The 22,975-nt window shown below is 72.2% G+C and carries 22 protein-coding genes; 15 read left to right on the forward strand and 7 right to left on the reverse strand.

What is annotated here, in order from left to right; translation table 11 throughout:
• Positions 1–3: 3 nt before the first annotated feature.
• Positions 4–873: a peptidoglycan DD-metalloendopeptidase family protein gene (locus tag B5D60_RS11385; RefSeq protein WP_078700270.1), complete on the reverse strand. Its 870-nt coding sequence runs from the start codon at positions 871–873 to the stop codon at positions 4–6.
• Positions 874–1,184: 311 nt separating this feature from the next.
• On the opposite strand from B5D60_RS11385, the gene rpsB reads away from it, so the two are divergent.
• Both rpsB and tsf read left to right on the forward strand, forming a co-directional pair.
• Positions 1,185–2,183: a 30S ribosomal protein S2 gene (rpsB, locus tag B5D60_RS11390; protein ID WP_078700271.1), complete on the forward strand. Its 999-nt coding sequence runs from the start codon at positions 1,185–1,187 to the stop codon at positions 2,181–2,183.
• Positions 2,184–2,250: 67 nt separating this feature from the next.
• On the forward strand, positions 2,251–3,066 hold the full coding sequence (tsf, locus tag B5D60_RS11395; RefSeq protein WP_078700272.1) for a translation elongation factor Ts: 816 nt from the start codon (positions 2,251–2,253) through the stop codon (positions 3,064–3,066).
• Between the two features lie 73 nt (positions 3,067–3,139).
• Here the strand turns inward: tsf and B5D60_RS11400 are convergent, their stop codons facing one another.
• Together B5D60_RS11400 and B5D60_RS11405 are read right to left on the reverse strand one after the other, a co-directional pair.
• Positions 3,140–3,946 (reverse strand): DNA-formamidopyrimidine glycosylase family protein, encoded by an 807-nt coding sequence (locus B5D60_RS11400; protein WP_078700273.1) that lies wholly within the window; start codon positions 3,944–3,946, stop codon positions 3,140–3,142.
• A complete protein-coding gene (locus tag B5D60_RS11405; protein ID WP_078701404.1) occupies positions 3,939–8,483 on the reverse strand; it encodes an ATP-dependent helicase in 4,545 nt (1,514 codons plus the stop codon). Before B5D60_RS11405 ends, B5D60_RS11400 begins: the two co-directional genes overlap by 8 nt.
• Positions 8,484–8,585: 102 nt before the next feature.
• Here B5D60_RS11405 and B5D60_RS11410 point away from each other — a divergent pair, with 102 nt between their 5' ends.
• Positions 8,586–9,575: a DUF3048 domain-containing protein gene (locus B5D60_RS11410; RefSeq protein ID WP_172806341.1), complete on the forward strand. Its 990-nt coding sequence runs from the start codon at positions 8,586–8,588 to the stop codon at positions 9,573–9,575.
• A gap of 6 nt (positions 9,576–9,581) precedes the next feature.
• Here B5D60_RS11410 and B5D60_RS11415 read toward each other — a convergent pair whose 3' ends face one another.
• Complete coding sequence (locus B5D60_RS11415) at positions 9,582–10,346, reverse strand: MerR family transcriptional regulator (protein WP_172806342.1); 765 nt, start codon at positions 10,344–10,346, stop codon at positions 9,582–9,584.
• Between the two features lie 48 nt (positions 10,347–10,394).
• Here B5D60_RS11415 and B5D60_RS11420 point away from each other — a divergent pair, with 48 nt between their 5' ends.
• From B5D60_RS11420 to B5D60_RS11440, 5 genes are read left to right on the forward strand one after another with little or no spacing between them, the layout of a single operon-like run.
• Positions 10,395–10,946: a YqgE/AlgH family protein gene (locus B5D60_RS11420; RefSeq protein ID WP_078700276.1), complete on the forward strand. Its 552-nt coding sequence runs from the start codon at positions 10,395–10,397 to the stop codon at positions 10,944–10,946.
• 54 nt (positions 10,947–11,000) lie between these two features.
• Positions 11,001–11,276 carry a DUF3039 domain-containing protein gene (locus tag B5D60_RS11425; protein WP_078700277.1) on the forward strand — a complete coding sequence of 92 codons (276 nt, stop codon included), beginning with the start codon at positions 11,001–11,003 and terminating at the stop codon, positions 11,274–11,276.
• Positions 11,273–12,964 carry a DEAD/DEAH box helicase gene (locus tag B5D60_RS11430; RefSeq protein ID WP_078700278.1) on the forward strand — a complete coding sequence of 564 codons (1,692 nt, stop codon included), beginning with the start codon at positions 11,273–11,275 and terminating at the stop codon, positions 12,962–12,964. Before B5D60_RS11425 ends, B5D60_RS11430 begins: the two co-directional genes overlap by 4 nt.
• Before the next feature lie 46 nt (positions 12,965–13,010).
• Positions 13,011–13,976 (forward strand): alpha/beta hydrolase, encoded by a 966-nt coding sequence (locus tag B5D60_RS11435; RefSeq protein WP_078701405.1) that lies wholly within the window; start codon positions 13,011–13,013, stop codon positions 13,974–13,976.
• Positions 13,973–14,800 (forward strand): oxygenase MpaB family protein, encoded by an 828-nt coding sequence (locus B5D60_RS11440; protein ID WP_078700279.1) that lies wholly within the window; start codon positions 13,973–13,975, stop codon positions 14,798–14,800. Before B5D60_RS11435 ends, B5D60_RS11440 begins: the two co-directional genes overlap by 4 nt.
• Positions 14,801–14,896: 96 nt before the next feature.
• On the opposite strand, the gene B5D60_RS11445 is transcribed toward B5D60_RS11440, so the two are convergent.
• On the reverse strand, positions 14,897–15,928 hold the full coding sequence (locus B5D60_RS11445; RefSeq protein WP_078700280.1) for an aminotransferase class V-fold PLP-dependent enzyme: 1,032 nt from the start codon (positions 15,926–15,928) through the stop codon (positions 14,897–14,899).
• A 56-nt stretch (positions 15,929–15,984) separates the two neighbouring features.
• Between B5D60_RS11445 and B5D60_RS11450 the strand changes: the two genes are divergently transcribed.
• Entirely contained in the window at positions 15,985–17,013 is a 1,029-nt protein-coding gene (locus B5D60_RS11450) for an LLM class flavin-dependent oxidoreductase (protein ID WP_078700281.1), read from the forward strand.
• Positions 17,014–17,323: 310 nt separating this feature from the next.
• Here the strand turns inward: B5D60_RS11450 and B5D60_RS11455 are convergent, their stop codons facing one another.
• Positions 17,324–17,896 (reverse strand): isochorismatase family protein, encoded by a 573-nt coding sequence (locus tag B5D60_RS11455; RefSeq protein WP_078700282.1) that lies wholly within the window; start codon positions 17,894–17,896, stop codon positions 17,324–17,326.
• Between the two features lie 5 nt (positions 17,897–17,901).
• A complete protein-coding gene (locus tag B5D60_RS11460; protein ID WP_078700283.1) occupies positions 17,902–19,194 on the reverse strand; it encodes a nicotinate phosphoribosyltransferase in 1,293 nt (430 codons plus the stop codon).
• 62 nt (positions 19,195–19,256) lie between these two features.
• Between B5D60_RS11460 and clpS the strand changes: the two genes are divergently transcribed.
• The 6 genes from clpS (at position 19,257) to B5D60_RS11490 (ending at position 22,974) form a co-directional block, all read left to right on the forward strand.
• The gene (clpS, locus tag B5D60_RS11465; protein ID WP_078700284.1) at positions 19,257–19,553 is read left to right on the forward strand and encodes an ATP-dependent Clp protease adapter ClpS; all 297 of its coding nucleotides are present in this window, start codon (positions 19,257–19,259) and stop codon (positions 19,551–19,553) included.
• Positions 19,550–20,113, forward strand: coding sequence for a DUF2017 domain-containing protein (locus B5D60_RS11470; protein WP_172806343.1), 564 nt, complete (start codon positions 19,550–19,552; stop codon positions 20,111–20,113). Before clpS ends, B5D60_RS11470 begins: the two co-directional genes overlap by 4 nt.
• Positions 20,114–20,249: 136 nt before the next feature.
• Complete coding sequence (locus tag B5D60_RS11475) at positions 20,250–20,729, forward strand: Mov34/MPN/PAD-1 family protein (protein ID WP_078700286.1); 480 nt, start codon at positions 20,250–20,252, stop codon at positions 20,727–20,729.
• Complete coding sequence (locus B5D60_RS11480) at positions 20,729–21,007, forward strand: MoaD family protein (protein WP_078700287.1); 279 nt, start codon at positions 20,729–20,731, stop codon at positions 21,005–21,007. Before B5D60_RS11475 ends, B5D60_RS11480 begins: the two co-directional genes overlap by 1 nt.
• Positions 21,008–21,009: 2 nt before the next feature.
• Positions 21,010–21,957, forward strand: coding sequence for a PLP-dependent cysteine synthase family protein (locus B5D60_RS11485; RefSeq protein ID WP_078700288.1), 948 nt, complete (start codon positions 21,010–21,012; stop codon positions 21,955–21,957).
• 39 nt (positions 21,958–21,996) lie between these two features.
• Positions 21,997–22,974, forward strand: coding sequence for a ribose-phosphate diphosphokinase (locus tag B5D60_RS11490; protein WP_078700289.1), 978 nt, complete (start codon positions 21,997–21,999; stop codon positions 22,972–22,974).
• Position 22,975: the final 1 nt, after the last annotated feature.

Raw genomic sequence — 22,975 nt, forward strand, 5'->3', positions numbered from 1 at the left:
CCGTCACCGCTCGCCGAGCGGATCGACCGGGTGCCCGTCGACGAGCCGCATGAAGTGCAGGTGGCACCCCGTGGAGAACCCGGTCGACCCGACACGGCCCACGACGTCGCCGGCGACCACCTGCTGGCCGCGGTGCACCGCGACCGAGCCCAGGTGGGCGTAGGACGTGGCGATTCCACCGCCGTGCTCGACCTGGACCTGCAGGCCGTAGGCGCCGCTGGGCTCCGCCCGGCCGACCCGGCCGGCCCCCGCGGCGGGGACGGGGGTCCCGCACGCGGCACCGATGTCCACGCCGTCGTGGAGCTTGCGCGCACCGGTGACCGGGTGCACCCGCATCCCGAACGCCGAGGTCACGGGTCCGTCGAGGGGAAGGTCTCCGGTGCCGGCTCCGGGTGGCTCCGGCGGCGATCCATCCGGGTCGATCAGCCGGTACGAGCCCGCGGTGGCGAGCAGGTCGGCCGGGTCGAGGTACTCGTCGCCGCGCAGCCGGCCGAGGTTCAGGCAGGTCCGGCGGCACGAGGGGTGGCCGCCGAGGAGCCGCCCGATCGGCTGTCCGGCGGTCACGGCGTCGCCGACCCGGACGGCGGGGGAGACGGGTTGGTAGGTCGAGCGCTCGCCGCCGTGCTCGATCGTGATCGTCCAGACGCCCGCGACGCGCCCCGCGAACGTGACCCGCCCGACCGCGACGGCGCGGACGGTCTGGCCCGCCCGGCCCGGGATGTCGACCCCGCGGTGGCCGGCTCCGTACTCGGAGTCGGGCGGGTCGAACGGACGGTCGATCCGGTGCTCGCCGATCGGCCAGGTCCACGGGGCGGCCGCGGCGGGCGCGACGGAGGAGGCGAGCAGGATCGTCACGAGCAGGGCACGAAGCATGCCCCGAGCCAAGCGATCCGGTGCCGCGGGCGGAACCGCCTGGCGGGACCCTGTGGACCGGTGATCCGACCGCGTGCGGGCCTGTGGACACCGGCGGTTCAGCCCACCGTGGCACCGATTTCCTCCGGCGCGTGCCGGTGCACTAGACTGGGCACATCCGTCCTCTGGGCGGAAATTCGCGTGTCCTCTCCCGTGACGTGTTGCACCGAACGGGGCGCGATCCAGGTCCCATCCTCGATGGGTGGCCCGCGTCGGACACCAGGGCATCGCCGCCGGCGGTGCGTCAACTTGGTTTGAAAGGAAGTACGGCCATGGCCGTCGTCACCATGCGTCAGCTGCTCGAGAGCGGCGTGCACTTCGGGCACCAGACCCGTCGTTGGAACCCGAAGATGAAGCGCTTCATCATGACCGAGCGCAACGGCATCTACATCATCGACCTGCAGCAGTCGCTGTCCTACATCGACTCGGCGTACGAGTTCGTCAAGAGCACCGTCGCCCGCGGTGGCTCGATCCTGTTCGTCGGCACCAAGCGCCAGGCGCAGGAGCCCGTCGAGGAGCAGGCCAAGCGCGTCGGCATGCCCTACGTCAACCAGCGTTGGCTCGGCGGCATGCTCACGAACTACACCACGATGTCCGCTCGCCTCCAGCGCATGAAGGAGCTCGAGGAGATCGACTTCGACGACGTCGCGGGCTCCAACCGCACGAAGAAGGAACTCCTTCAGATGCGTCGCGAGTACACCAAGCTCAACCGCACCCTCGGCGGCATCCGCGACATGGGCCGCGTGCCCAACGCCGTGTGGATCGTCGACACGAAGAAGGAGCACCTCGCGGTCGACGAGGCCAAGAAGCTCAACATCCCGATCGTCGCGATCCTGGACACCAACTGCGATCCCGACGACGTCGACTACCCGATCCCGGGCAACGACGACGCGATCCGCTCGGTGGGCCTGCTGACGCGCGTCATCGCCGACGCCGTCGCCGACGGCCTCATGTCGCGCGGTGGCGCCAAGACGGGCGAGGAGGCCCCGGGCCAGGAGCTCGGCGCCGAGGAGCCCATGGCCGACTGGGAGAAGGAGCTGCTCGCGTCGAAGGCTGCGGAGTCCGCCGAGACCCCCGCCGCCGAGGCCCCGGCTGCCGAGTCCGCTGAGGCGCCTGCCGCCGAGGCTCCCGCTGCCGAGTCCGCTGAGGCGCCTGCCGCCGAGGCCCCGGCTGCCGAGTCCGCTGAGGCCCCCGCTGCCGAGGCTCCCGCTGCCGAGTCCGCTGAGGCGCCTGCCGCCGAGGCCCCGGCCGAGACTCCCACCGAGTCCTGAGCCACTCTGACCACTGGCCGGCCCGACGCGATCCGTCGGGCCGGCCCCACCAGAACCGAGGTTGAACATGGCAATCACTGCTGCCGATGTGAAGAAGCTCCGCGACGCCACGGGCGCGGGCATGATGGACGCCAAGAAGGCCCTCACCGAGGCCGATGGCGATTTCGACAAGGCCGTCGAGGTCCTGCGGATCTCGGGCGCGGCCAAGGCCGCCAAGCGCGGCGCTGAGCGCGAGGCCTCCTCGGGCCTGGTCGCCAACGCCGGCTCCGCCCTGGTCGAGCTCAACTCCGAGACCGACTTCGTCGCGAAGAACGACCAGTTCATCGCGCTCGCCGAGCGTCTCGCCGTCGCGGCCGACGCCGCCAAGCCGGCCGACGCCGAGGAGTTCGCGAAGGTCCAGCTCGACGACGGCAAGACCGTCGCCGAGACGATCAGCGCGCTCGCCGCGGTCATCGGCGAGAAGCTCGAGCTCGGTCGCGTGAGCGCCCGCTCGGGTCAGGTCGCCACCTACATGCACCGTCGTGCCAGCGACCTGCCGCCGGCCGTCGGCGTGCTCGTCGAGTACGAGGGCGACAACCTGGACGCCGCGCGTTCGGTCGCGATGCAGATCGCTGCCATGCGCCCGCGCTGGCTGACCCGCGAGGACGTGCCCGCCGACATCGTCTCCAAGGAGCGCGAGATCGCCGAGGCCACGGCCAAGGAGGAGGGCAAGCCCGAGCAGGCCCTGCCCCGGATCGTCGAGGGTCGTGTCAACGGCTTCTTCAAGGAGAACGTGCTGCTCGAGCAGTCGAGCGTCACCGACAACAAGAAGACCGTCAAGGCGGTCGCCGAGGAAGCCGGCATCACCGTCAAGGGCTTCAGCCACATCGAGGTCGGCGCCTGAGCCGCACCATCGATCGACGAGGGCCCCGTGGAGCGATCCGCGGGGCCCTCGTGCATTCCCCGGCGGTGATCGTTCAGACGCGCGTGTCGCGCTGGCAGTTCGGGCACCAGTAGACGCGGCGCTGCTGGGTGGCGACGCGCCCCAGGGCGTCCTCGCGGACGGTGGTGCCGCAGCGCAGGCACGGCCGGTCGGTGCGGCCGAAGACCCAGTGCAGCTCGCCGGCGCGCAGGCTACCGGTGAACGAGCGCTCGATGCGATCGCGGTTGAGCCGGATCAGCTTCACGCCGCGGTCGACGATGCGGCCGAGATCGGCCTCGCCGACCGGCGTGTGGGGCTCGACCGCCGACAGGAACAGCATCTCGTTCACGAACTCGTTGCCGAACCCGGCGAGGTTCCGCTGGTCGTGCAGTGCCACGAAGATCGGCGCCGCGGGATCGCGCGCCAGGTTCGCGAGGGCGAGGCCCCGGTCGAAGTCCGGATCGAGGACGTCGGGCCCAAGGTGGCCCACCACCGTGTCCTCGTCCTCGCGCCGCAGCACCTCGACGATGCCGAGGCTGAAGCCGACGGCCACCCACGCGTCGGTGCTGACGATCGCCCGCACCGTGTGGGCCGGCCGCCGCAGCCCTCGTCCACCGCGTCGCACCGTGGCCGGGCGGTAGAGGTGCCAGGAGCCCTCCATCTTGAGGTGGGAGTGGATCGTCCACGCGTCGGTGCGCATCAGCAGGTGCTTGCCGCGCGGCACGACCTCGCGCAGCACCTCGCCGGACAGGTCGGTGGTGGCGTAGCGCGGCACCCGGAACTCGGTGGCGGTGAGCACCGAGCCCGCCAGCGCCTCGTGCAGGTGGTGGGCGGCCCGCCAGACGGTGTCGCCCTCAGGCATCGAGCCGCAGCCCCTTCAGGTGGGCCTCGAAGCCCGCGGCGGCGAGCGCCTCGCCCAGCGGGGTGGAGGCGACGGGCTCACCGTCGGCCGTCTGCACCGTGACCCGGCCGAGGCGTCCACGCCGCACGGTCTGTACGAGCGAGGCGGCGGCGGCCGCGAGCGCGATCGGGTCGTCGGTGAAGGTGAGCGCCGACTTGCCGCCGCGCTCGAGGTAGATCGCGGCTCGGCCGTCGTGAACCACCACGAGCGATCCGGCCTTGCGGGCGGGGCGATGGCCTTCGGAGCCGCGGTCGGGCCACGGGAGGGCGGCCCCGAACGGGTTCGCCGGATCGGTGGCCGCGAGGGTGACGGCGGGCGCCTCGGCCGGCTCGTCGGAGTCGCGCACGAAGGACCGCAGCCGATCCACGACGCCGGGTGCGGCGAACTGGGCCGCGCCGAGTGAGTCGACGAAGTAGCCGCGCAGGGCCGTGCCGTTCTGCTCCATCTCACGCAGCACGCGATAGGCGGCCGCGAAGCCCCCGGGGGTCTGCTCGGCCTGGACCGATCCGCGGGTGACGACGCCGTAGCGGTTCAGGAGGGTCTCGGCGCGGGCGACCATCTCGGCCGTGGTCTGGCCGCCCAGCGGGACGGAGAACCAGCGGCCCGAGGCGATCGGCGGGACGATCGCGCGCGGGGCCCGCATCCGCCCGCCGACCATCCGGGCCCGCGGCGCCTGGCGCCGGGTGCGGTGGGTGCCACCGCCGGCCACGAGGCTGCGCACGGGCGCGAAGGTGTCGTTGCTGACCTGGCCGCTCCAGACCAGCTCCCAGAGCCCCTCGACGAGGCCCTCGCGCTCGGTGTCCTCGACGCGGGACGCCAGCTCGCCGAAGAGCCACGCGCCCGAGTCGCCCAGCACCTCGAGCAGGCGACCGGCGGCGGTGTCGGAGCCGGCGTCGACGAGGTCGCCGGTGGTGAGGGCCGGGGTGTCCCCGGGCAGCAGGCGGATCCAGCCATCGCGGCCGGGGAGGGTGCCGGCGCCCGTCCACGTGATCTCGCCCGCCGTGGTGAGCTCGTCGAGCATCGCCGGGGAGTAGTCGGTCACCCGGGCAGGCAGCACGAGGCTCTCCCACGCGCTGGCGGGCAGGGCGGCCCCGGTCAGCTGGTCGACGACGGTGAGGACGCCGTCGACGCCGCGCAGTCGCGACCCGACGTGCTGCCACGCGGGCAGGAAGCGGGCGAATGCCGCGGAGTCGACCGGCTCGACCTGCTTGCGCGCCGCCGCGAGCGAGCGGTTGCGCAGTCGGCGCAGCACCTCGGAGTCGACCCACTCGGCCTCTCCCGAGGCCACCGGCAGGAACTCGCCGCGGGTGACGCGGCCCGCCTCGCTCAGGCGCTGCAGCGCGTCGCGCACCACCGCGGGACCGAGCGCGAGACGCCGCGAGACGTCCTCTCCGGTGAAGGGGCCGTGCGTGCGGGCGTAGCGGGCGACGAGCTCGCCGAGGGGGTCGTTCCCCGTGGCCAGGTGCGCGTCGGCGACGCCGAGCGGGAGCGCGGTGCCCAGCGCCTCGCGCAGACGACCGGCATCCTCGATGGCCGCCCACCGGGCCTGGCCGCCGACCTGGACCTCGATGGCGCGGCGGGACTCGCGCAGCTCCTTCAGCCAGGCGCCCGCCTCCAGCCGTGCGTCCTCGCGGGTGCGCTCGGCGACCTCCTCGACCGACAGCGGGCCGAGCAGCCGCAGCAGGTCGGACACACCCTCGATGTCCTTGGCCTGCCGCTCGGGCACGAGTCGCTGGAGCTCGGCCTCGGTCAGGGCGACGACCTCGGGATCGAGCAGCTCGCGCAGGTCGGCCCGGCCCAGCAGCTGGCCCAGCAACTCGGGGTCGAGCGTGAGCGCGGCGGCGCGGCGCTCGGCCAGGGGCAGGTCACCGTCGTAGAGGAAGGCGCCGACGTAGCCGAACAGCAGGCGCTGGGCGAACGGCGAGGCGTTGTCGGTGCCGACCTCGACGAGGGCGACCTCGCGCGAGCGGAGCCGGCGGGCGAGCGTGACGAGCGCCGGCAGGTCGTACACGTCCTGCAGGACCTCGCGCGCGGTCTCGAGCAGGATCGGGAAGTCGGGGTACTTGCGGGCGACGTCGAGCAGCATCGCGGCGCGGCGGCGCTGCTGCCACAGGGGTGCCCGGGTTCCGGGGTTGCGCCGAGGGAGCAGCAGGGCGCGCGCGGCACACTCGCGGAAGCGCGCGGCGAACAGGGCCGAGCCGCCGACCAGCTCGGTGATCTGGGGCTCGAGGTCCTCGGGGTCCTCGAGGTCGAACAGGTCGGCACCCGGCGGCTCGCCGGTGACGTCGGGGACCCGCACCACGATGCCGTCGTCGGACGCCACGACGGCACCGTCGACACCGAAACGCTGCTCGATCCGCCGGCCCACCAGCAGCGCCCACGGGGCGTGCACGGCGCGCCCGTACGGCGAGAGCAGGACGAGCCGCCAGTCGCCGACCTCGTCGCGGAAGCGCTCGACCACGAGCGTGGTGTCGGTCGGCAGCTGGCGGGTGGCCTCGTACTGGTCCTTCACGAGCGCTGCCAGGTTGCCGACGGCGTTGGCGTCGAGGCCCACCTGCTCGACCCGGGCCCGCTGCTTGGCGGGGGAGAGGGCGCTCAGCTCGCGCAGGAACGCGCCCATCGCCTCGCCCAGCTCGTAGGGGCGCCCCATCGCGTCGCCGCGCCAGAACGGCAGCCGGGCGGGCTGGCCGAAGGCCGGCACCACGATGACCCGGTCGGACGTGATCTCCAGGATGCGCCAGCTGGTGGCGCCGAGGGCGATGACGTCGTTGATCCGCGACTCGTAGACCATCTCCTCGTCGAGCTCGCCGACGCGGCGGCCTGCGGTGCCCTCCTCGCCGGCCAGGACCACCGAGAACATGCCGCGGTCGGGGATCGTGCCGCCGCTGGTGACGGCCAGCCGCTGGGCCCCGGGGCGGCCCGTGAGCGTGCCGGCCTGGCGGTCCCAGACCGCCCGGGGGCGCAGCTCGGCGAACTCGTCGGAGGGGTAGCGCCCCGCGACGAGGTCGAGCGTGGCCTCGTACGCCGCGTGGGGAAGGGTGGCGAACGGCGCCGACCGCCGCAGGGTCTCGAACCACGCCTCGACGTCGATCGGCTCGAGGGCGCACGCGGCGATGGTCTGCTGGGCGAGGATGTCGAGCGGGTTCGCGGGCACCGCGAGCCGTTCGATGCGCCCCGCCAGCATGCGCTCGACGGTGACCGTGGTGGACAGCAGGTCGTGGCGGCCGGTGGGGAACACCAGCCCGCGCGAGACCTCGCCGACCTGGTGGCCGGCGCGACCCACGCGCTGCAGCCCCGAGGCGACCGATGGCGGCGCGGAGACCTGGATGACGAGGTCGACCGCGCCCATGTCGATGCCGAGCTCGAGGCTGGAGGTGGCCACGACGCACCGCAGGCGACCGGACTTCAGGTCGTCCTCGATGATCGCCCGCTGCTCCTTGCTGACGGAGCCGTGATGGGCGCGCGCGAGCACGGGCTCGGCGCCGGTGGACACCCCGGAGAGCCCGCCCATGTGCGCGGGCTGGCGGCTTGCCGGCTCGGGCCGGTAGCCCGTCTCGCGCTCGACCCAGACCTCGTTCAGGCGCTGGGTGAGCCGCTCGGCCACCCCGCGGCTGTTGGCGAAGACGATCGTGGTGCGCGCCTGCTGGATCGCGTCGACGATCGCCTCCTCGACGTGGGGCCAGATCGTGCCGCCGGCCTCCTGGGGCCGTGACTCGTCGAGCCCTCGCGCGGCGCTGCCCTCGCGAGGCCCCTCGTGGCGGGGCGGCATCTCGGTGAGGTCCTCCACGGGAACCCGCACCGACAGCTCGAGCCGTGAGGGGGCGTCGGGAGCGACGACCTCGACCGGGGCGCGGCCACCGAGGAACCGGGCCACCTCGTCGTGCGGGCTGACGGTGGCCGAGAGGCCGATCCGCTGGGCGGGGGAGTCGAGCAGGTCGTCGAGCCGCTCCAGCGAGACCGCCAGGTGCGCGCCACGCTTGGTGCCCGCGACGGCGTGGACCTCGTCGACGATCACCGTGTGGACACCGCGCAGCATGGCGCGCGAGGCCGACGTGAGGATCAGGAAGAGGGACTCGGGCGTGGTGATGAGCACGTCGGGCGGGTGGGACTGCAGCCGGCGTCGTTCGGCCGGCGGCGTGTCGCCGGTGCGCACGCCGACCGACACCGGGGCCAGCTCCTGGCCCAGCCGCGCCGCCACCCCGGAGATGCCGACGAGGGGCGAGCGCAGGTTGCGCTCGACGTCGACGGCCAGCGCCTTGAGCGGCGAGATGTACAGCACGGAGGTGCCCTGCGTCTCGACCGTGGGATCGCGGTGCAGCAGGCCGTCGATGGCCGACAGGAACGCCGCGAGGGTCTTGCCCGATCCGGTGGGAGCGACCACGAGGGTGTGGCGGCCCTTCTCGATCGCGTCCCACGCACCGGTCTGGGCGGACGTGGGCGCGGTGAAGGACTCGTCGAACCACGTGGCGGTCGCGGGGCCGAAGGACATGGAACCCATCGTGGCACCCGAGTCCGACAGCGGCGCTGCGACGGCGATCAGGCCCGGAAAACCGGCGAGCCGGGGGAAGGACGTCATCGCCCCTCAGGCATGCTTGAGGGCATGAAGTTGCGGATGCTGTCGGTGACCTGTGCCCTCGTGCTGACCCTGGGCGCGTGCTCGGACGGGGAGGAGAAGCAGGCACCCGACCCCAAGGAGCCGGCCAGGACGACGGCGGCGAAGATCACGGCGATCAACCCGCTGACCGGCGCGACGCTGAAGAAGGCGCCCGCGAACCCCGTGTTCGTGGTCAAGGTCGACAACACCCCGGCCTCCGCTCCCCAGACGAACATCGACCGGGCCGACCTCGTCGTCGAGCAGACGGTGGAGGGCGGCATCACCCGACTCGCCGCCCTCTACTACACGGCGACCCCGTCGACCGTGGGCCACGTGCGCTCGATGCGCGCCACCGACATCGGCATCGCCAAGCCGGTCCGCGGGCAGATCGTCGCCTCCGGCGGCGCGGGGAAGACGATCTCGCGCATCAAGGACGCGGGCATCCCGATCCACTCCCAGGACGCCGGCTCCGCCGGGATGTCGCGCGACTCCGGGTACGCGCCGTACAACGTGGTCGTCGACCTCGGCACGCTCGCCAAGGACGTCAAGAACAAGCAGCCCGAGCGCTCCTACTTCCAGTGGGCCGGCGCGGGCGCCACGGCGCCGAAGGGCCCGCAGGTCACGGCCGCGACCGTGAAGTTCTCGGGCAGCCACACCACGTCGTGGAAGTTCAACGGCAAGGCCTGGAAGCGCACGAACGGCACGAGCGACAAGGAGTTCGGCGCGAAGAACCTCGTCGTGCTCTGGGCCGACGAGAAGGACGCCGGCTACACCGACCCGGCCGGCAACCCCGTGCCCGAGACGACCTTCCAGGGCGGCGGCAAGGCCGTGGTCTTCATCGGCGGCACCCGGGTGAACGCGAAGTGGAAGAAGGCGAACAACGCCTCCACGATCGTGCTGACGACCCGCGACGGCCAGCCGATGAAGCTGCCCCGCGGCAGGACGTGGATCGAGCTGCTCAGCAAGGGCGAGTCCACGGCGCTCAGCGCCCAGTAGGGCGGGTCAGGCGGACGGCTGGTCGCCCTCGGCGGCCAGCTCCTCCAGCTTGTGGCCGATCTCGACCTCGATCGCCTCGCGCAGCACGCTGCGGAACATCGCCACCACGACCTGGCTGGCGATCGGGATCAGCTGGTCGATCTTCTCGAAGACGGCCGGCCACTCCTCCTGCGGCAGCCCCGCGTCGAGGAAGGGCTGGGCGACGTCGCGGCTGACGTGGTGGACGAACCGGTCGGAGATCTGCTCGAGGTGCTCGCGCATGTGCGGCACGATGTCGACCACGCTGTCGGGGTTGAGCCCGATGGCGACGGACGCCGCACCGGGGCGCACGACACTCGGCTCGAGCATCCGCACCGAGTCGTCGTCGACGTGCTCGAGCAGACCCAGCTCGATCATCTGGTCGATCAGCTTGTGGTCGGGACCCAGCCCCGAGAGCGAGGCCAGCTCGGCGCGGCTGATGATCTCGGTGGGGTCCTGCGCGTCGTCGACCTCGAAGATGTTGAGCAGGTCCAGGGCGACGTTCGAGGCGGTGGACGGGGACTTCAGGATCGCGTCCTCGATGGCCGCGAGGGTGAAGCCGCGGCCCAGCAGCGTGCGGATGAGGATGAGGCGCTGGAGGTGCTTCTGGGTGTAGTACCCGGTGCGGCCCTCGAGCCGCGGCGGATCGATCAGCCCGCGCGTGGAGTAGGCGCGCACGTTGCGCACCGTCATCGAGGCCCGCTCGGCGAGCACGTCGACGGTGAACTCCTCTTCGCGCCGGGCGTCCACCATGCCCGCAAGTCTAGGGGTGTGCGGCGCAGGATCGGGCATCATGGGGGTATGGCAATGGTGCGAGGCCGCTTGTTGGTCGCCACCTCGGCGATCCAGTCAGGGCCCTTCTGGCGCAGCGTCGTGTACGTGCTCGACCACGACGAGGACGGCGCGCTGGGCGTGATCGTCAACCACCCGCTCGAGTCGGACGTCGACGAGGTCCTCCCGGAGTGGGCCGACTGCGTCAACGCCCCCGGCTGCCTCTTCGAGGGTGGGCCCGTCGCGATGGACTCCGCGCTGGCCGTGGGGGTGGTCAGCGACGTCACCAGTGGCCCCGCCGGCTGGCGTCAGATGGCCGGTCGCGTGGGCCTGGTCGACCTCGAGGGCCCGCTCCCCGAGGGCGGCGAGCTGCTCGGCCTGCGGGTGTTCGCCGGGTACGCGGGGTGGACGCCCGGACAGCTGGAGGCCGAGATCGAGGAGGGTGCCTGGCTCGTCCTGCCGGCCGAGGAGGGCGACCTCCTCTCGCCCGTGCCCGACCGCCTGTGGAGCGAGGTGCTGCGCCGCCAGCCGGGGGAGACCCGATTCTGGTCGACGCTGCCGGTCGACCCGGCCCAGAACTGACGGAGTCGGCGTGGACCCGTCCTCGGTGTCGGTTCCGTCGCCTACGATGGGGTCGTGGGATTCTTCGGCCGCGGCACCCAGACCGTTCATGACGAGCGCACCGAGCAGCGCACCGACAACGGCGATCACGAGCGCTTCAGCCACTACGTGCCGAAGGACAAGCTGACCGAGGCCATGGTCATGGGCACCCCCGTCGTCGCACTGTGCGGCAAGGTGTGGGTCCCCAGCCGCGACCCGCAGCGCTTCCCCGTGTGCCCGGAGTGCAAGCAGATCTGGGAGGACTTCAACCCCGGTGACGACGAGGACTCCGGGAGTGACTCCGACCAGTGAGCTCGGCCCAGTCACTTCGGGCCTGGCAGCGTGAGGCGTTCGAGCAGTACGCCCGCACGCAACCGGCCGACTTCCTCACGGTCGCCACGCCCGGCGCCGGCAAGACCACGTTCGCGCTGACGATCGCCGCCGACCTCCTGCACCGCAGGATCATCGAGCGCGTCGTCGTCGTGGCGCCCACCGAGCACCTGAAGAGCCAGTGGGCCCAGTCGGCCGCGCGCTCGGGTATCGCGCTGGAGCCCAACCTCTCGGGCGCCCTGGGCGCCCGCTTCGACGGCTACTGCGTCACCTACGCGGGCCTGGCCACCAACCCGGTGGGCCACCGGGTGCGGATCGAGCGCAGCCGCACCCTGGTGATCCTCGACGAGATCCACCACGCCGGCGACGCGATGAGCTGGGGCGACGCGGTGCTCGAGGCCTGCGAGCCGGCGGTGCGCCGGCTCGCGCTCACGGGCACGCCGTTCCGCTCCGACGACAACCCGATCCCCTTCGTCACGTACGCCCCGGTCGGCGACGGATCGATCTCCAGCGTCGCGGACTACGCCTACGGCTACGGCTCGGCGCTCAAGGAGGGCGTCGTCCGGCCTGTGCTGTTCATGGCGTACTCCGGCGAGATGCAGTGGCGCACCAGCGCGGGTGACGAGGTGTCGGCCCGGCTCGGCGAGCCGCTCACGAAGGACCAGACCGCGCAGGCCCTGCGCACCGCGCTCGACCCGAACGGCTCGTGGGTCCCGGCCGTCCTGGAGGCCGCGCACAAGCGCCTGCTCGAGGTGCGCCGCGACATCCACGACGCCGGCGGCCTGGTGATCGCCAGCGACCAGACGTCCGCGCGCGCCTACGCGAAGCTGCTCAAGGAGCTCACGGGCGTCGAGCCCACCCTCGTGCTCTCCGACGAGGCGGGATCCAGCGCCCGGATCGCGGAGTTCTCGAACGGCACCGACCCGTGGATGGTGGCCGTCCGCATGGTCAGCGAGGGCGTCGACGTGCCGCGACTCGCGGTGGGCGTCTACGCCACCACCGTCGCCACCCCGCTGTACTTCGCGCAGGCGATCGGCCGCTTCGTGCGAGCCCGTCGCCGGGGCGAGACCGCCTCGGTCTTCCTGCCCAGCGTTCCCGGCCTGCTGAAGCTGGCGGCCGACCTGGAGGCCGAGCGCGACCACGTCATCGGACGCCCGGTGCACGACGAGGCCGACCTGTTCGCCGCAGAGGACCTGCTGATGGCGCAGGCCAACGCATCCGAGGCCGCCAGCGACGAGCTGGGCAACCAGTACGCCGCCCTCGGCAGCGAGGCCTCGTTCGATCGCGTCCTGTTCGACGGCGACGAGTTCGCGCCGATCGACTACGAGATGGTCGCGGGCGACAGCGACGAGCTCGACTTCCTGGGCATCCCGGGCCTGCTCGAGCGCGACCAGGTGGCCGAGCTCCTGCGCAGCGCGCGCACCCGCAAGCGCGAGGTGGCGCCGGCGCGCGCCGAGGCCGACGTCGAGTACGAGCGTCGCGCCGAGCTGCGCCGCGAGCTGAACTCGCTGGTCGCGGCGTGGCACCACCGCACCGGGTCTCCGCACGGCGTCACGCACAACCGCCTGCGGCACGAGTGCGGTGGCCCGCCCGCCGCCCAGGCCACCACCGACCAGCTGAAGCGACGGATCGAGACGCTGCGCGACTGGGCCCTGCGCGCCTCCGGCTGACCCGATCGTGTGACGCAGATCGCGTCCGCACCCCTAGGCTGTGCGCGTGAGTGCCCCACTGCCCCCGCGCACCCGAGTGTTCGCCACGATCCTCGAGCGTCTGGCCACGCCCGTCGAGGAGGCCACCGACTACGCCGAGCTGCGGGCCCAGCGCCTGCGACTGATGCAGTCCGCGCCCGGCCGGATGGTCTTCGGCACGCCCGACCGTCGCGCCCGCGCCGAGACGATCGAGATCCCGCTGAAGGGGCGCACCCTGCGCGCGCTGGTCCATCGGCCCACGGGCGTCGGCGGGCCGCGGCCCGTGATCGTCAACTTCCACGGCGGCGGCTGGGTGCAGGGCTCGCCCGAGCAGTCGGCGTGGCTGACGTCGCGCGTCGCCGCGGGCACGGGTGCCACCGTGATCTCGCCGTCCTACCGGCTGGCGCCGGAGCACCCGTTCCCGGCGGCCGTCGACGACACGTGGGAGGCGCTCGCCTGGATCGCCGAGCACGCCGACAGCCTGGGCCTCGACGTCGACCGGATGGGGGTGATGGGCGACAGCGCCGGCGGGAACCTCGCCGCGGTCGCGGCCCAGCGCTCGGTGAACGAGGGCGGACCCCGGCTGCGCGCGCAGGTGCTGATCTACCCCGCGGTCGAGATGTACGACAAGTTCGCGTCCGAGCTGCGGATGCCCCACGAGCCGGTGCTCTCCTCGGCGAACATGTCCGCGTTCGCCCACCTCTACCTCGGCGACGCGTACGGGACGGAGGACCCGTTGGCGTCGCCGCTGCGCGCCAAGTCCTTCGACGACCTGCCGCCGGCATTCATCCTCACCGCCGACCACGACCCGCTGCTGGACAACGGCGATCACTATCGTGAGGCGCTGCAGCGCGCGGGGGTGCCCGTGCGGTACCGCGAGTACCCCGGCACCGTGCACGGTTTCATGAGCCTGCCCGGGGTGTCCCCGGGTGCCGCCGACGCCGTGTCGGACATCGTCGACTTCGTCGCCGCCCGGGTGGTCGTGCCGCGATGAGCCGGCGCATCCGGTCGGCCGGGCTCGACCCGGCGGTGGACTACGAGGAGATCTCGCGGCTGTTCGGCCAGTACGACTTCCCGTGGGACCTCGAGCAGTCGCTGAGCTTCGCGCTCTTCCGCACCTACGCCGTGCCCTCGATCGGGCGCCTCCTGTACGAGACGGGTCAGTTCACCACCGACACGCAGCGCCGGCACGACGACACCGCGCTGCTGCTGGGGGAGATCGTCGACCAGGGCCTGGAGAGCGACCCGGGCCGCGCCGCGATCCGCCGGATGAACCAGATGCACGGTCGGTACGGCATCAGCAACGACGACATGAGGTACGTGCTCGCGACGTTCGTCGTGATGCCGAACCGCTGGGTGAACCGCTACGGCTGGCGGCGCACCACGCCGGTCGAGGACGTCGCCGGGGTGAACTACTACCTGCGGCTCGGACGGCTGATGGGGATCCGCGACCTGCCGGGCGACCTCGTCGGGTTCGAGCGCCTCCTCGACGCGTACGAGGCCGAGCACTTCCGTTTCGACCCCCGTTCGCGCGCCGTGGCCGATGCGACGCTCGACCTGCTGACGACGTTCTACCCGCGGCCGCTCGCGCCGGCGGTGCGGCGCTTCAGCGTCGCGATCATGGATCCCCACCTGCGCACGGCGTTCGGGTACGAACACCCACCGACGTGGTTCGAGCGCCTGTGTCACGGTGCCCTCCGCGTCCGGGGCCGGGTGGTGCGGCTCATGCCCGAGCGCACGGAGCCGCGACGCGTGCGGGACTCGCAGCGGATCCGCAGCTACCCCGGTGGCTTCCTCATCGAGGAGCTCGGCACCTAGAGAGGTCGCGCGATCGGGAAAGTTGTGCGAACGTACAACTCAGGGTTCCTCTGGGAAGTGACGCCCGGTCCGACGAACAGCTCGACGGGCCGGGCGTCACGCACGCAGGGCCTCGACCACGCGGTCCAGGTCGTCCTCGTCGTTGTAGAGGTGGAACCCGATGCGGGCGGCTCCCTGACGCACCGAGGCCCGCAGGCCGGCGTCCTGCAGCCGCGAGGCCGCGTGCTCGGTCGGGATGGAGATGGTCGCCGAGTCGCTCGGGGGCAGGTCCAGCGCCTCCCGCGCCCGTCCGGCCAGGCCGAGGCAGTGCGCCGTCACGGCATCGAGGTCCAGGGTCGCCAGCCAGGCCAGGCTCGCGGCCGCGCCCGCCACGGGGAACCACGAGGGGGAGATGTCGAACCGTCGGGCATCGGTGGCCAGGCGCAGCGGCAGGCCGTACGTGGTCCGCCACGGGTCACCGCCCGCGTAGCGGTTGGCATGGTGGGGCACGAGCCGGTCGGCCAGCCGGTCCGCGTAGGACGCCCACGCGATCCCGGTGGGCCCGAGCAGCCACTTGTACGTCGAGCTGGCGACGACGTCGGCCCAGCCGACGTCGAGGCGCAGCCAGCCCAGCTGCTGGGTCGCGTCGAGGATCACGACGGTCTCCGTGCCCTCGGTCGCGGCACGCAGCGCGGCCAGGTCGACCCGGGCCCCGTCGGCCGACTGCACGGTGGAGACCGCCACCGCGTCGTGGTCGCGGGCGAGCTCGGGGAGGCGCTCCAGCGGAGCCTCGGTGACCGAGACGCCTCGCGCGTGGTGGGCGGCGAAGGGGAAGCTGACGGACGTGAACTCGCCCTCGGGCACGAGCACGCGGGCCCCGTCGGGCAGCGCCGAGGCGACCGGGCCCAGCAGGGCCGCCACCGAGGAGCCCATCGTCACCGACGCCGCCGGGACGCCGGCGATCCGGGCGAACGAGGCCCGCGCGGTGGCGATCTCGTCGTCGAAGTCCGGACCCGTCACGGTGCCCGCCGCCCAACCGCGGTGGACCCGCTCCAGGGCGTCCACGGTGGACTGTGGCGGCAGCCCGTACGCGGGCGTGTTGAGGTACCCCTCGGGCCCGATGAACGTCGCTCCGAATGCCTCGCGCATGTCTCGACGCTAACCGGCTCGGGAATCGAACCGCCGTCACCCCTGTTGACCCCGGAGTGAAGCTCTCGGTCCTGGATCTCGTCCCTGTTCGCACCGATCAGACCACCGGTGACGCCGTCGCCGCCGCCACGGAGCTGGCGCGCACGGCCGACCGGCTCGGATTCGAGCGGTACTGGGTGGCAGAGCACCACAACATGCCGGCCGTCGCGGCTGCGTCGCCGCCGGTGCTGATCGCCCTGCTGGCCGCCGCCACCGAGCGCATCCGCGTGGGCTCGGGCGGGGTCATGCTGCCGAACCACGCTCCGCTCGCGGTGGCCGAGCAGTTCGCGCTGCTGGAGGCCGCCTTCCCGGGCCGGATCGACCTCGGCATCGGGCGTGCCCCCGGATCGGATCCCGTCACGTCGTGGGCCCTGCGCGGGGCCGCGGGCCGTGACGACTCGGACATCGAGAACTTCCCGCGCTACCTCGACGACGTCGTGGCGCTCATGGACGGGCGCGGCGTGCGCGTGCCGATCCCGAACCAGCAGTACGTGCTGAAGGCGACGCCCGCCGCCGTGAGCGCCCCTGACCTGTGGCTGCTCGGCTCGTCGATGTACTCGGCCCACCTCGCCGCCGCGAAGGGCCTGCCCTACGTCTTCGCGCACCACTTCAGTGGTCAGGGCACGGCCGAGGCGCTCGAGGTCTACCGCAGCGAGTTCCGGCCCAGCGACGTGTGCGAGCGGCCCACCACGTTCCTGACCGTGAACATCGTGGTGGCCGACACCGCCGACGAGGCCACCGCCCTGGCCCTGCCGAACCTGCAGAACATGGCGCGGCTGCGCACCGGCAAGCCGCTGGCGCCGATCGATCTCGTCGAGGACGCCGAGGCACTCGACCTCGACCCCGGCATGGACTCGCTCGTCGACTCCGGCCTGGCCCGCATGGTGGTGGGCGACCCGAGCACGGCGCGCAAGGAGCTCGAGGAGCTCGCCGCCCAGTTCGACGTCGACGAGGTCATGCTGCACCCGGTGGCCTCGGCGCGCCGTGGCGCCGACCCGCGCACCACGCCCGGCCGCGTGCGCACCCTCGAGCTCGTCGCCGGCTGATGCATCCGTGATCTCGATACGCCGTTCGCTGCGCTCTCGAGCTACTCGATCAGCGACCCGGTGACCTCGATACGCCGTTCGCTGCGCTCTCGAGCTACTCGATCGGCGACTCGGTGATCTCGATACGCCGTTCGCTGCGCTCTCGAGCTACTCGATCAGCGACCCGGTGATCTCGATACGCCGTTCGCTGCGCTCTCGAGCTACTCGATCAGCGACCCGGTGACCGAGTGCGGGCGAGCGCAGCGAGACCTGGGGGCACCTCCCGCTTGCGGGGGCGTATCGAGATCACGTCCAGTCAGGACCGCCGCCCTCACTCCAGGTGGGGTGCCGTCGTCGAGACGCCGGCCGCGGCCCACTCCTGCTGTACACGGTTGAGGTTCTCCGGCGAGACCGCGGCGGTCAGCTCCTGCAGCACCCGGACCGTGAAGCCCTCGGCCGCCCCGTCGAGGGCCGTGGCGCGGACGCAGTGGTCGGTGGCGATGCCGCACACGTCGATCTCCTCGACGCCGCGCTCGCGCAGGAACTCCGCGAGGTCGCGCCCCTCCTCGTCGGTGCCCTCGAAGCCCGAGTAGGCGGCCGCGTAGGCGCCCTTGTCGAAGATCGCGGCGAAGAGCTCCTCCTCCAGCGGCGAGTGCAGCTCGGCGCCGGGCGTGCCCACCACGCAGTGCGGCGGCCACGAGTCGACGTAGTCCGGCGTGTCGCTGAAGTGGTCGCCGGGATCGATGTGCGCGTCGCGCGTGGCGACGACGAGGTCGTAGTCGCCCTCGGCGATGAGGTCGGCCACGGCCTCGGCCACGGCGGCGCCGCCGGTGACGGCCAGCGAGCCGCCCTCACAGAAGTCGTTCTGGACGTCCACGACGACCAGAGTGCGGGGTCCGGGCATGTCAGTCAGTCCTCCTCGTAGATGGTGGGGATCGCGGGGTCTCCCTTCGAGAGTCGTCGGGCGGCGGCGGGCAGCTCGCGCAGGGAGGCCTGCAACCGCTCGCGGGCCTCCTGCAGCGTCGAGTGGTCGACCCGCTTCCCGGCCTCGACCAGCGGCACCATGAGCTCGCGGTCGTCACCGTCGTCGCGCGGGGCGATGTCGATGCCCACCACCTCGGCCTCGGCGACCCCGGAGGCGCTGAGCCGGCGCATCGCCGTCTTGCGGCCGCCCACCGACGCCTTGTCCTTGCTCTTCTTCGCGACGCCGAGCATCGTGCCGTCCGCCGCCTCGCGGGCGACGAGCTTGTAGACGAACCCGCTGGTGGGGGCACCCGAGCCGGTCACCAGCGAGGTGCCCACGCCGTAGCCGTCCACCGGGGCGGCGGCCAGGGCGGCGATGGCGTACTCGTCCAGGTCGCTCGTGACCGTGATGCGGGTGTCGGTGTTCCCCGCCGCGTCCAGCTGGGCCCGGGTGGCGCGGGCCACGTCGCCGAGGTCGCCGGAGTCCAGCCGCACGCCACCCAGCTGCGGCCCGGCCACCTCGATCGCGGCGGCGACGCCCTGCGGCACGTCGTACGTGTCGACGAGCAGGGTCGTGTCGTGGCCGAGCGAGCGGACCTGTGAGGCGAACGCGTCGCGCTCGGTGTCGTGCACGAGGGTGAAGGCGTGGGCGGCGGTGCCGGCCGTGGGGATGCCGTGCCGGCGTCCCGCCTCGAGGTTCGACGTGGCGGCGAAGCCGCAGATGTAGGCCGCCCGGGCCGACGCCACGGCCGCCTCCTCGTGGGTGCGCCGCGTGCCCATCTCGATGCAGGGCCGGTCGCCTGCGGCCATCGTCATGCGCGTCGCGGCCGAGGCGATAGCCGAGTCGTGGTTGAGGATCGACAGGATCAGCGTCTCGAGGATCACGCCCTCCCCGAACGACGCGTCGACTCGCAGGATGGGCGAGCCGGGGAACCACAGCTCACCCTCGGGGTAGCCCCAGATGTCGCCGGTGAAGCGGTAGTCGGCCAGCCAGTCGCACGTGACGTCGTCGACGACCTTCGCCGAGCGGAGGAACTCGATCTCCTCGGGGTCGAACCGGAAGTCGGCGAGCGCGTCCAGGACCCGCCCGGTGCCCGCCACCACGCCGAATCGCCGGCCGCCGTTGAGGCGGCGCCCGAACACCTCGAAGACGCTGCGCCGGGAGGCGGTGCCGTCGGCCAGCGTGGCCTGCAGCATCGTCAGCTCGTAGTGGTCGGTCAGCAGCGCGGTCGACACCATGGGATCAGCGTAGGTCCACGGCGACCTTCGTGCGGGTGAGCCGGGGCAGGCACAATGGAGCCGTGACCACCCCCACCCCCGTCGAGACCGAGCAGCCGGAGGCCGACCTCGTCGTCCAGCTCGAGGACCCGTGGGTCACCATCGTCTGGAACGACCCGGTGAACCTCATGTCGTACGTCGCGTTCGTGTTCCGCACCTACTTCGGCTACACCGAGGAGAAGGCCACCCAGCTGATGCTCGCGGTGCACGAGGAGGGACGCGCCATCGTCTCCAGCGGTCGCCGCGAGGAGCAGGAGCGCCACGTGCAGGCGATGCACGAGTACGGCCTGTGGGCCACCCTCGAGCGGAGCGACGCGTGAAGCCCTTCCGCCGCCGGCGCCGCGGCACCGTCACGGCCACCTTCGAGCTCAACGAGGCCCAGCTGATGGTGAACCTCGCCAGCCAGGTGGTCGAGCTGCTCCAGGACCGCAACGGCCCCAGCGAGTCCGAGCCCGACCCCCTCGCCCAGCTGATCGGCATGACCGGGCCCGTGCAGGCGCCTGAGGACCCCGTGCTGGCCCGGCTGCTGCCCGACGCCTATCGCGACGACCCGGTGGAGGCGGCCGAGTTCCGCCGCTTCACCGAGCAGGCGCTGTCCGCCACCAAGGTCGGCAATGCTCGCGTCGTGATCGAGAGCCTCGAGGCCGGTGGACTCGACGTGGGCGCCAAGAACGTGGAGGTCGAGCTCGACGAGGCGCAGGTCCTGGCGTGGCTGCGGGCGCTGACCGACATCCGGATGGCGCTGGCGGTCCGGCTGGGCATCGAGACGGAGGAGGACGCCGAGCGGCTGGCCGAGTCCGACGACGAGGCCACCGTCGCCATGGGCGACGTCTTCGACTGGCTCGGCTTCGTGCAGGAGACCCTCGTCCACGTCGCGTGACCCCGCTGATCTCGATCGGCGGGTCGAGCTCCGGTGATCGAGTGACGGCGAGCGCAGCGAGACGTCGTATCGAGATCACGTCCGTCCACCGGATGGGTCAGGCGCCCGTCGGGCGCCCTCGATAGACTCGGGAATCGTGTTGACCATCCTGCGCGACCACGTCGAGGCGATCGTCGCCCACGCGCGTCGCGACCACCCCGACGAGGCCTGCGGGGTCATCGCGGGGCCGATCGGGTCCGACCGCCCGGAGCGCCTCATTCCGATGCTCAACGCGGCGATGTCGCCCACGTTCTACGAGTTCGACTCGGGCGACCTGCTGCGCCTCTACCGCGAGATGGACGACAACGACGAGGAGCCCGTCGTGATCTACCACTCGCACACGGCCACCGAGGCCTACCCGTCGCGCACCGACGTCAACCTCGCCGGCGAGCCCGGCGCCCACTACGTGCTCGTGTCCACCCGCGACGGCGCCCACGAGGCCGGTCCGGTCGACTTCCGCTCCTACCGCATCGCGGACGGCGAGATCACCGAGGAAGAAGTTCGCGTCGTGGACCGTTACACCGAAGACAGCACGACTGCCACCGAGGCAGCCCCCCGAACCGAAGGTGACAACTGATGGCCGTCGAGGTCCGCATCCCCACGATCCTGCGCCCCTACACCGGGGGTGAGCGCGCCGTCGACGCCGAGGGCGCCACCCTCTCCGCCCTGATCGACGATCTCGAGGCGAACCACGAGGGCATCAAGGAGCGCCTGCTCGACGGCGCCGACCTGCGCCGCTTCGTCAACGTCTACGTCAACGACGAGGACGTCCGCTTCACCGGCGGCCTGCAGACCGAGCTGTCCGATGGCGACACGGTCGTCATCCTGCCCGCCGTCGCGGGCGGCGCGGCCTGAGCATGCGGTATGACTCGCTCATCGACTCGGTCGGTCACACGCCGCTGGTGGGCCTGCCGCACCTGTCTCCGAGCGACGACGTCCGCCTGTGGGCCAAGCTCGAGGACCGCAATCCCACGGGCTCGATCAAGGACCGCGCGGCGCTGTCGATGATCCTGGCGGCCGAGGCCGACGGGTCCCTCACGCCGGGCTGCACGATCCTGGAGCCCACGAGCGGCAACACCGGCATCTCGCTGGCGATGGTCGCGCGCCAGCGCGGCTACCAGCTGATCTGCGTCATGCCGGAGAACACCTCGGTCGAGCGGCGCCAGCTGCTCGCGATGTTCGGCGCCGAGATCATCAGCTCGCCCGCGGCCGGGGGCTCCAACGAGGCCGTCCGGGTCGCCAAGGGCCTCGCGGCCGAGCACACCGACTGGGTGATGCTCTACCAGTACGGCAACCCGGCCAACGCCGACGCGCACTACAACGGCACCGCGCCCGAGCTGCTCGAGGACCTGCCCACCATCACGCACTTCGTCGGCGGCCTCGGCACCACCGGCACGCTGATGGGAGTCGGCCGGTTCTTCCGCGACCACAAGCCCGACGTGCGCATCGTGGCGGCCGAGCCCCGGTACGGCGAGCTCGTCTACGGGCTGCGCAACCTCGACGAGGGCTTCGTGCCCGAGCTGTACGACGCGTCGCTGATCGACGGCCGCTTCTCGGTGGGCCCGCGAGACGCGGTGCGCCGCGTGCGCCAGCTCATCGACGAGGAGGGCATCTTCGCCGGCATCTCGTCCGGCGCGATCCTGCACGCGGCGCTGGCGCAGGCCGCGAAGGCGGTCAAGGCCGGCGAGCGCGCCGACATCGCCTTCGTGATCGCCGACGCCGGGTGGAAGTACCTGTCCACCGGGGCGTACGAGGGCACGATCGACGAGGCGGAGGACCGCCTCGAGGGACAGCTGTGGGCCTGACCTGTTCACCACGCCCCACCACCCGTTAGCCTTCGAGCCGTGAGCGACATCGTCGTGTTCTCGGGCAGTGCGCACCCGAAGCTTGCGGAGGAGATCTGCAGCAACCTGGGTGTCGCGCTGAGCCCTTCGGACAGTCAGCGGTTCAGCAACGACTGTCTCCAGGTCCAGCTGCTGGACAACTGTCGCCAGCGCGACGTCTACATCGTGCAGCCGCTCGTGGCGCCGACGCAGGACCACCTGATGGAGCTGCTGCTGATGGTCGACGCGGCGCGCGGCGCGTCCGCGGCGTCGGTCACCGCCGTGATCCCGCACTACGCGTACGCGCGATCGGACAAGAAGGACGCCTCGCGCATCTCGATCGGCGGCAAGCTCGTCGCCGACATGCTCGCCACGGCGGGCGTCAACCGCGTGGTCACCATGACCCTGCACGCGCCGCAGGTGCACGGGTTCTTCTCGATGCCCGTCGACCACCTGACCGCGCTGGGCGAGCTCGCCGAGCACTACCGGGCCCAGGACCTCAGCAACGCGATCGTCGTGTCGCCCGACTTCGGCAACGCCAAGACTGCCTCGCAGTTCGCGCGCCTGCTGGGCCTGCCGGTCGCGGCCGGCAGCAAGCAGCGCAAGGCCGACGACAAGGTCGTGATCGACACGATCGTCGGCGACGTCGCGGGCAAGCGCGCGATCGTGCTCGACGACGAGATCGCCACCGGCGGCTCGATCATCGAGCTGATGGACAAGCTGGCCGAGACTGGTGTCACCGAAGCCTCCGTGGCCTGCACGCACGGGCTCTTCGCGGGCAAGGCCGTCGAGCGGCTGCGGTCGCACCCGGCCATCACCGAGGTCGTCACCACCGACACCGTCCCGGTCCCCGCCGACTGGCCCGAGCTCAAGGTCCGGTCGGTGGCCCCCCTGTTCGCCGAGGCGATCGCCCGCATCCACGCGGGCGAGTCCGTCTCGAGCCTCTTCGACGGCGTCGACCCCGCGCACGCGCCGCCGCAGCCCAAGCTCCCGCTCTGAC

Source organism: Aeromicrobium choanae (assembly GCF_900167475.1).
GTDB classification, from domain to species: domain Bacteria; phylum Actinomycetota; class Actinomycetes; order Propionibacteriales; family Nocardioidaceae; genus Aeromicrobium; species Aeromicrobium choanae.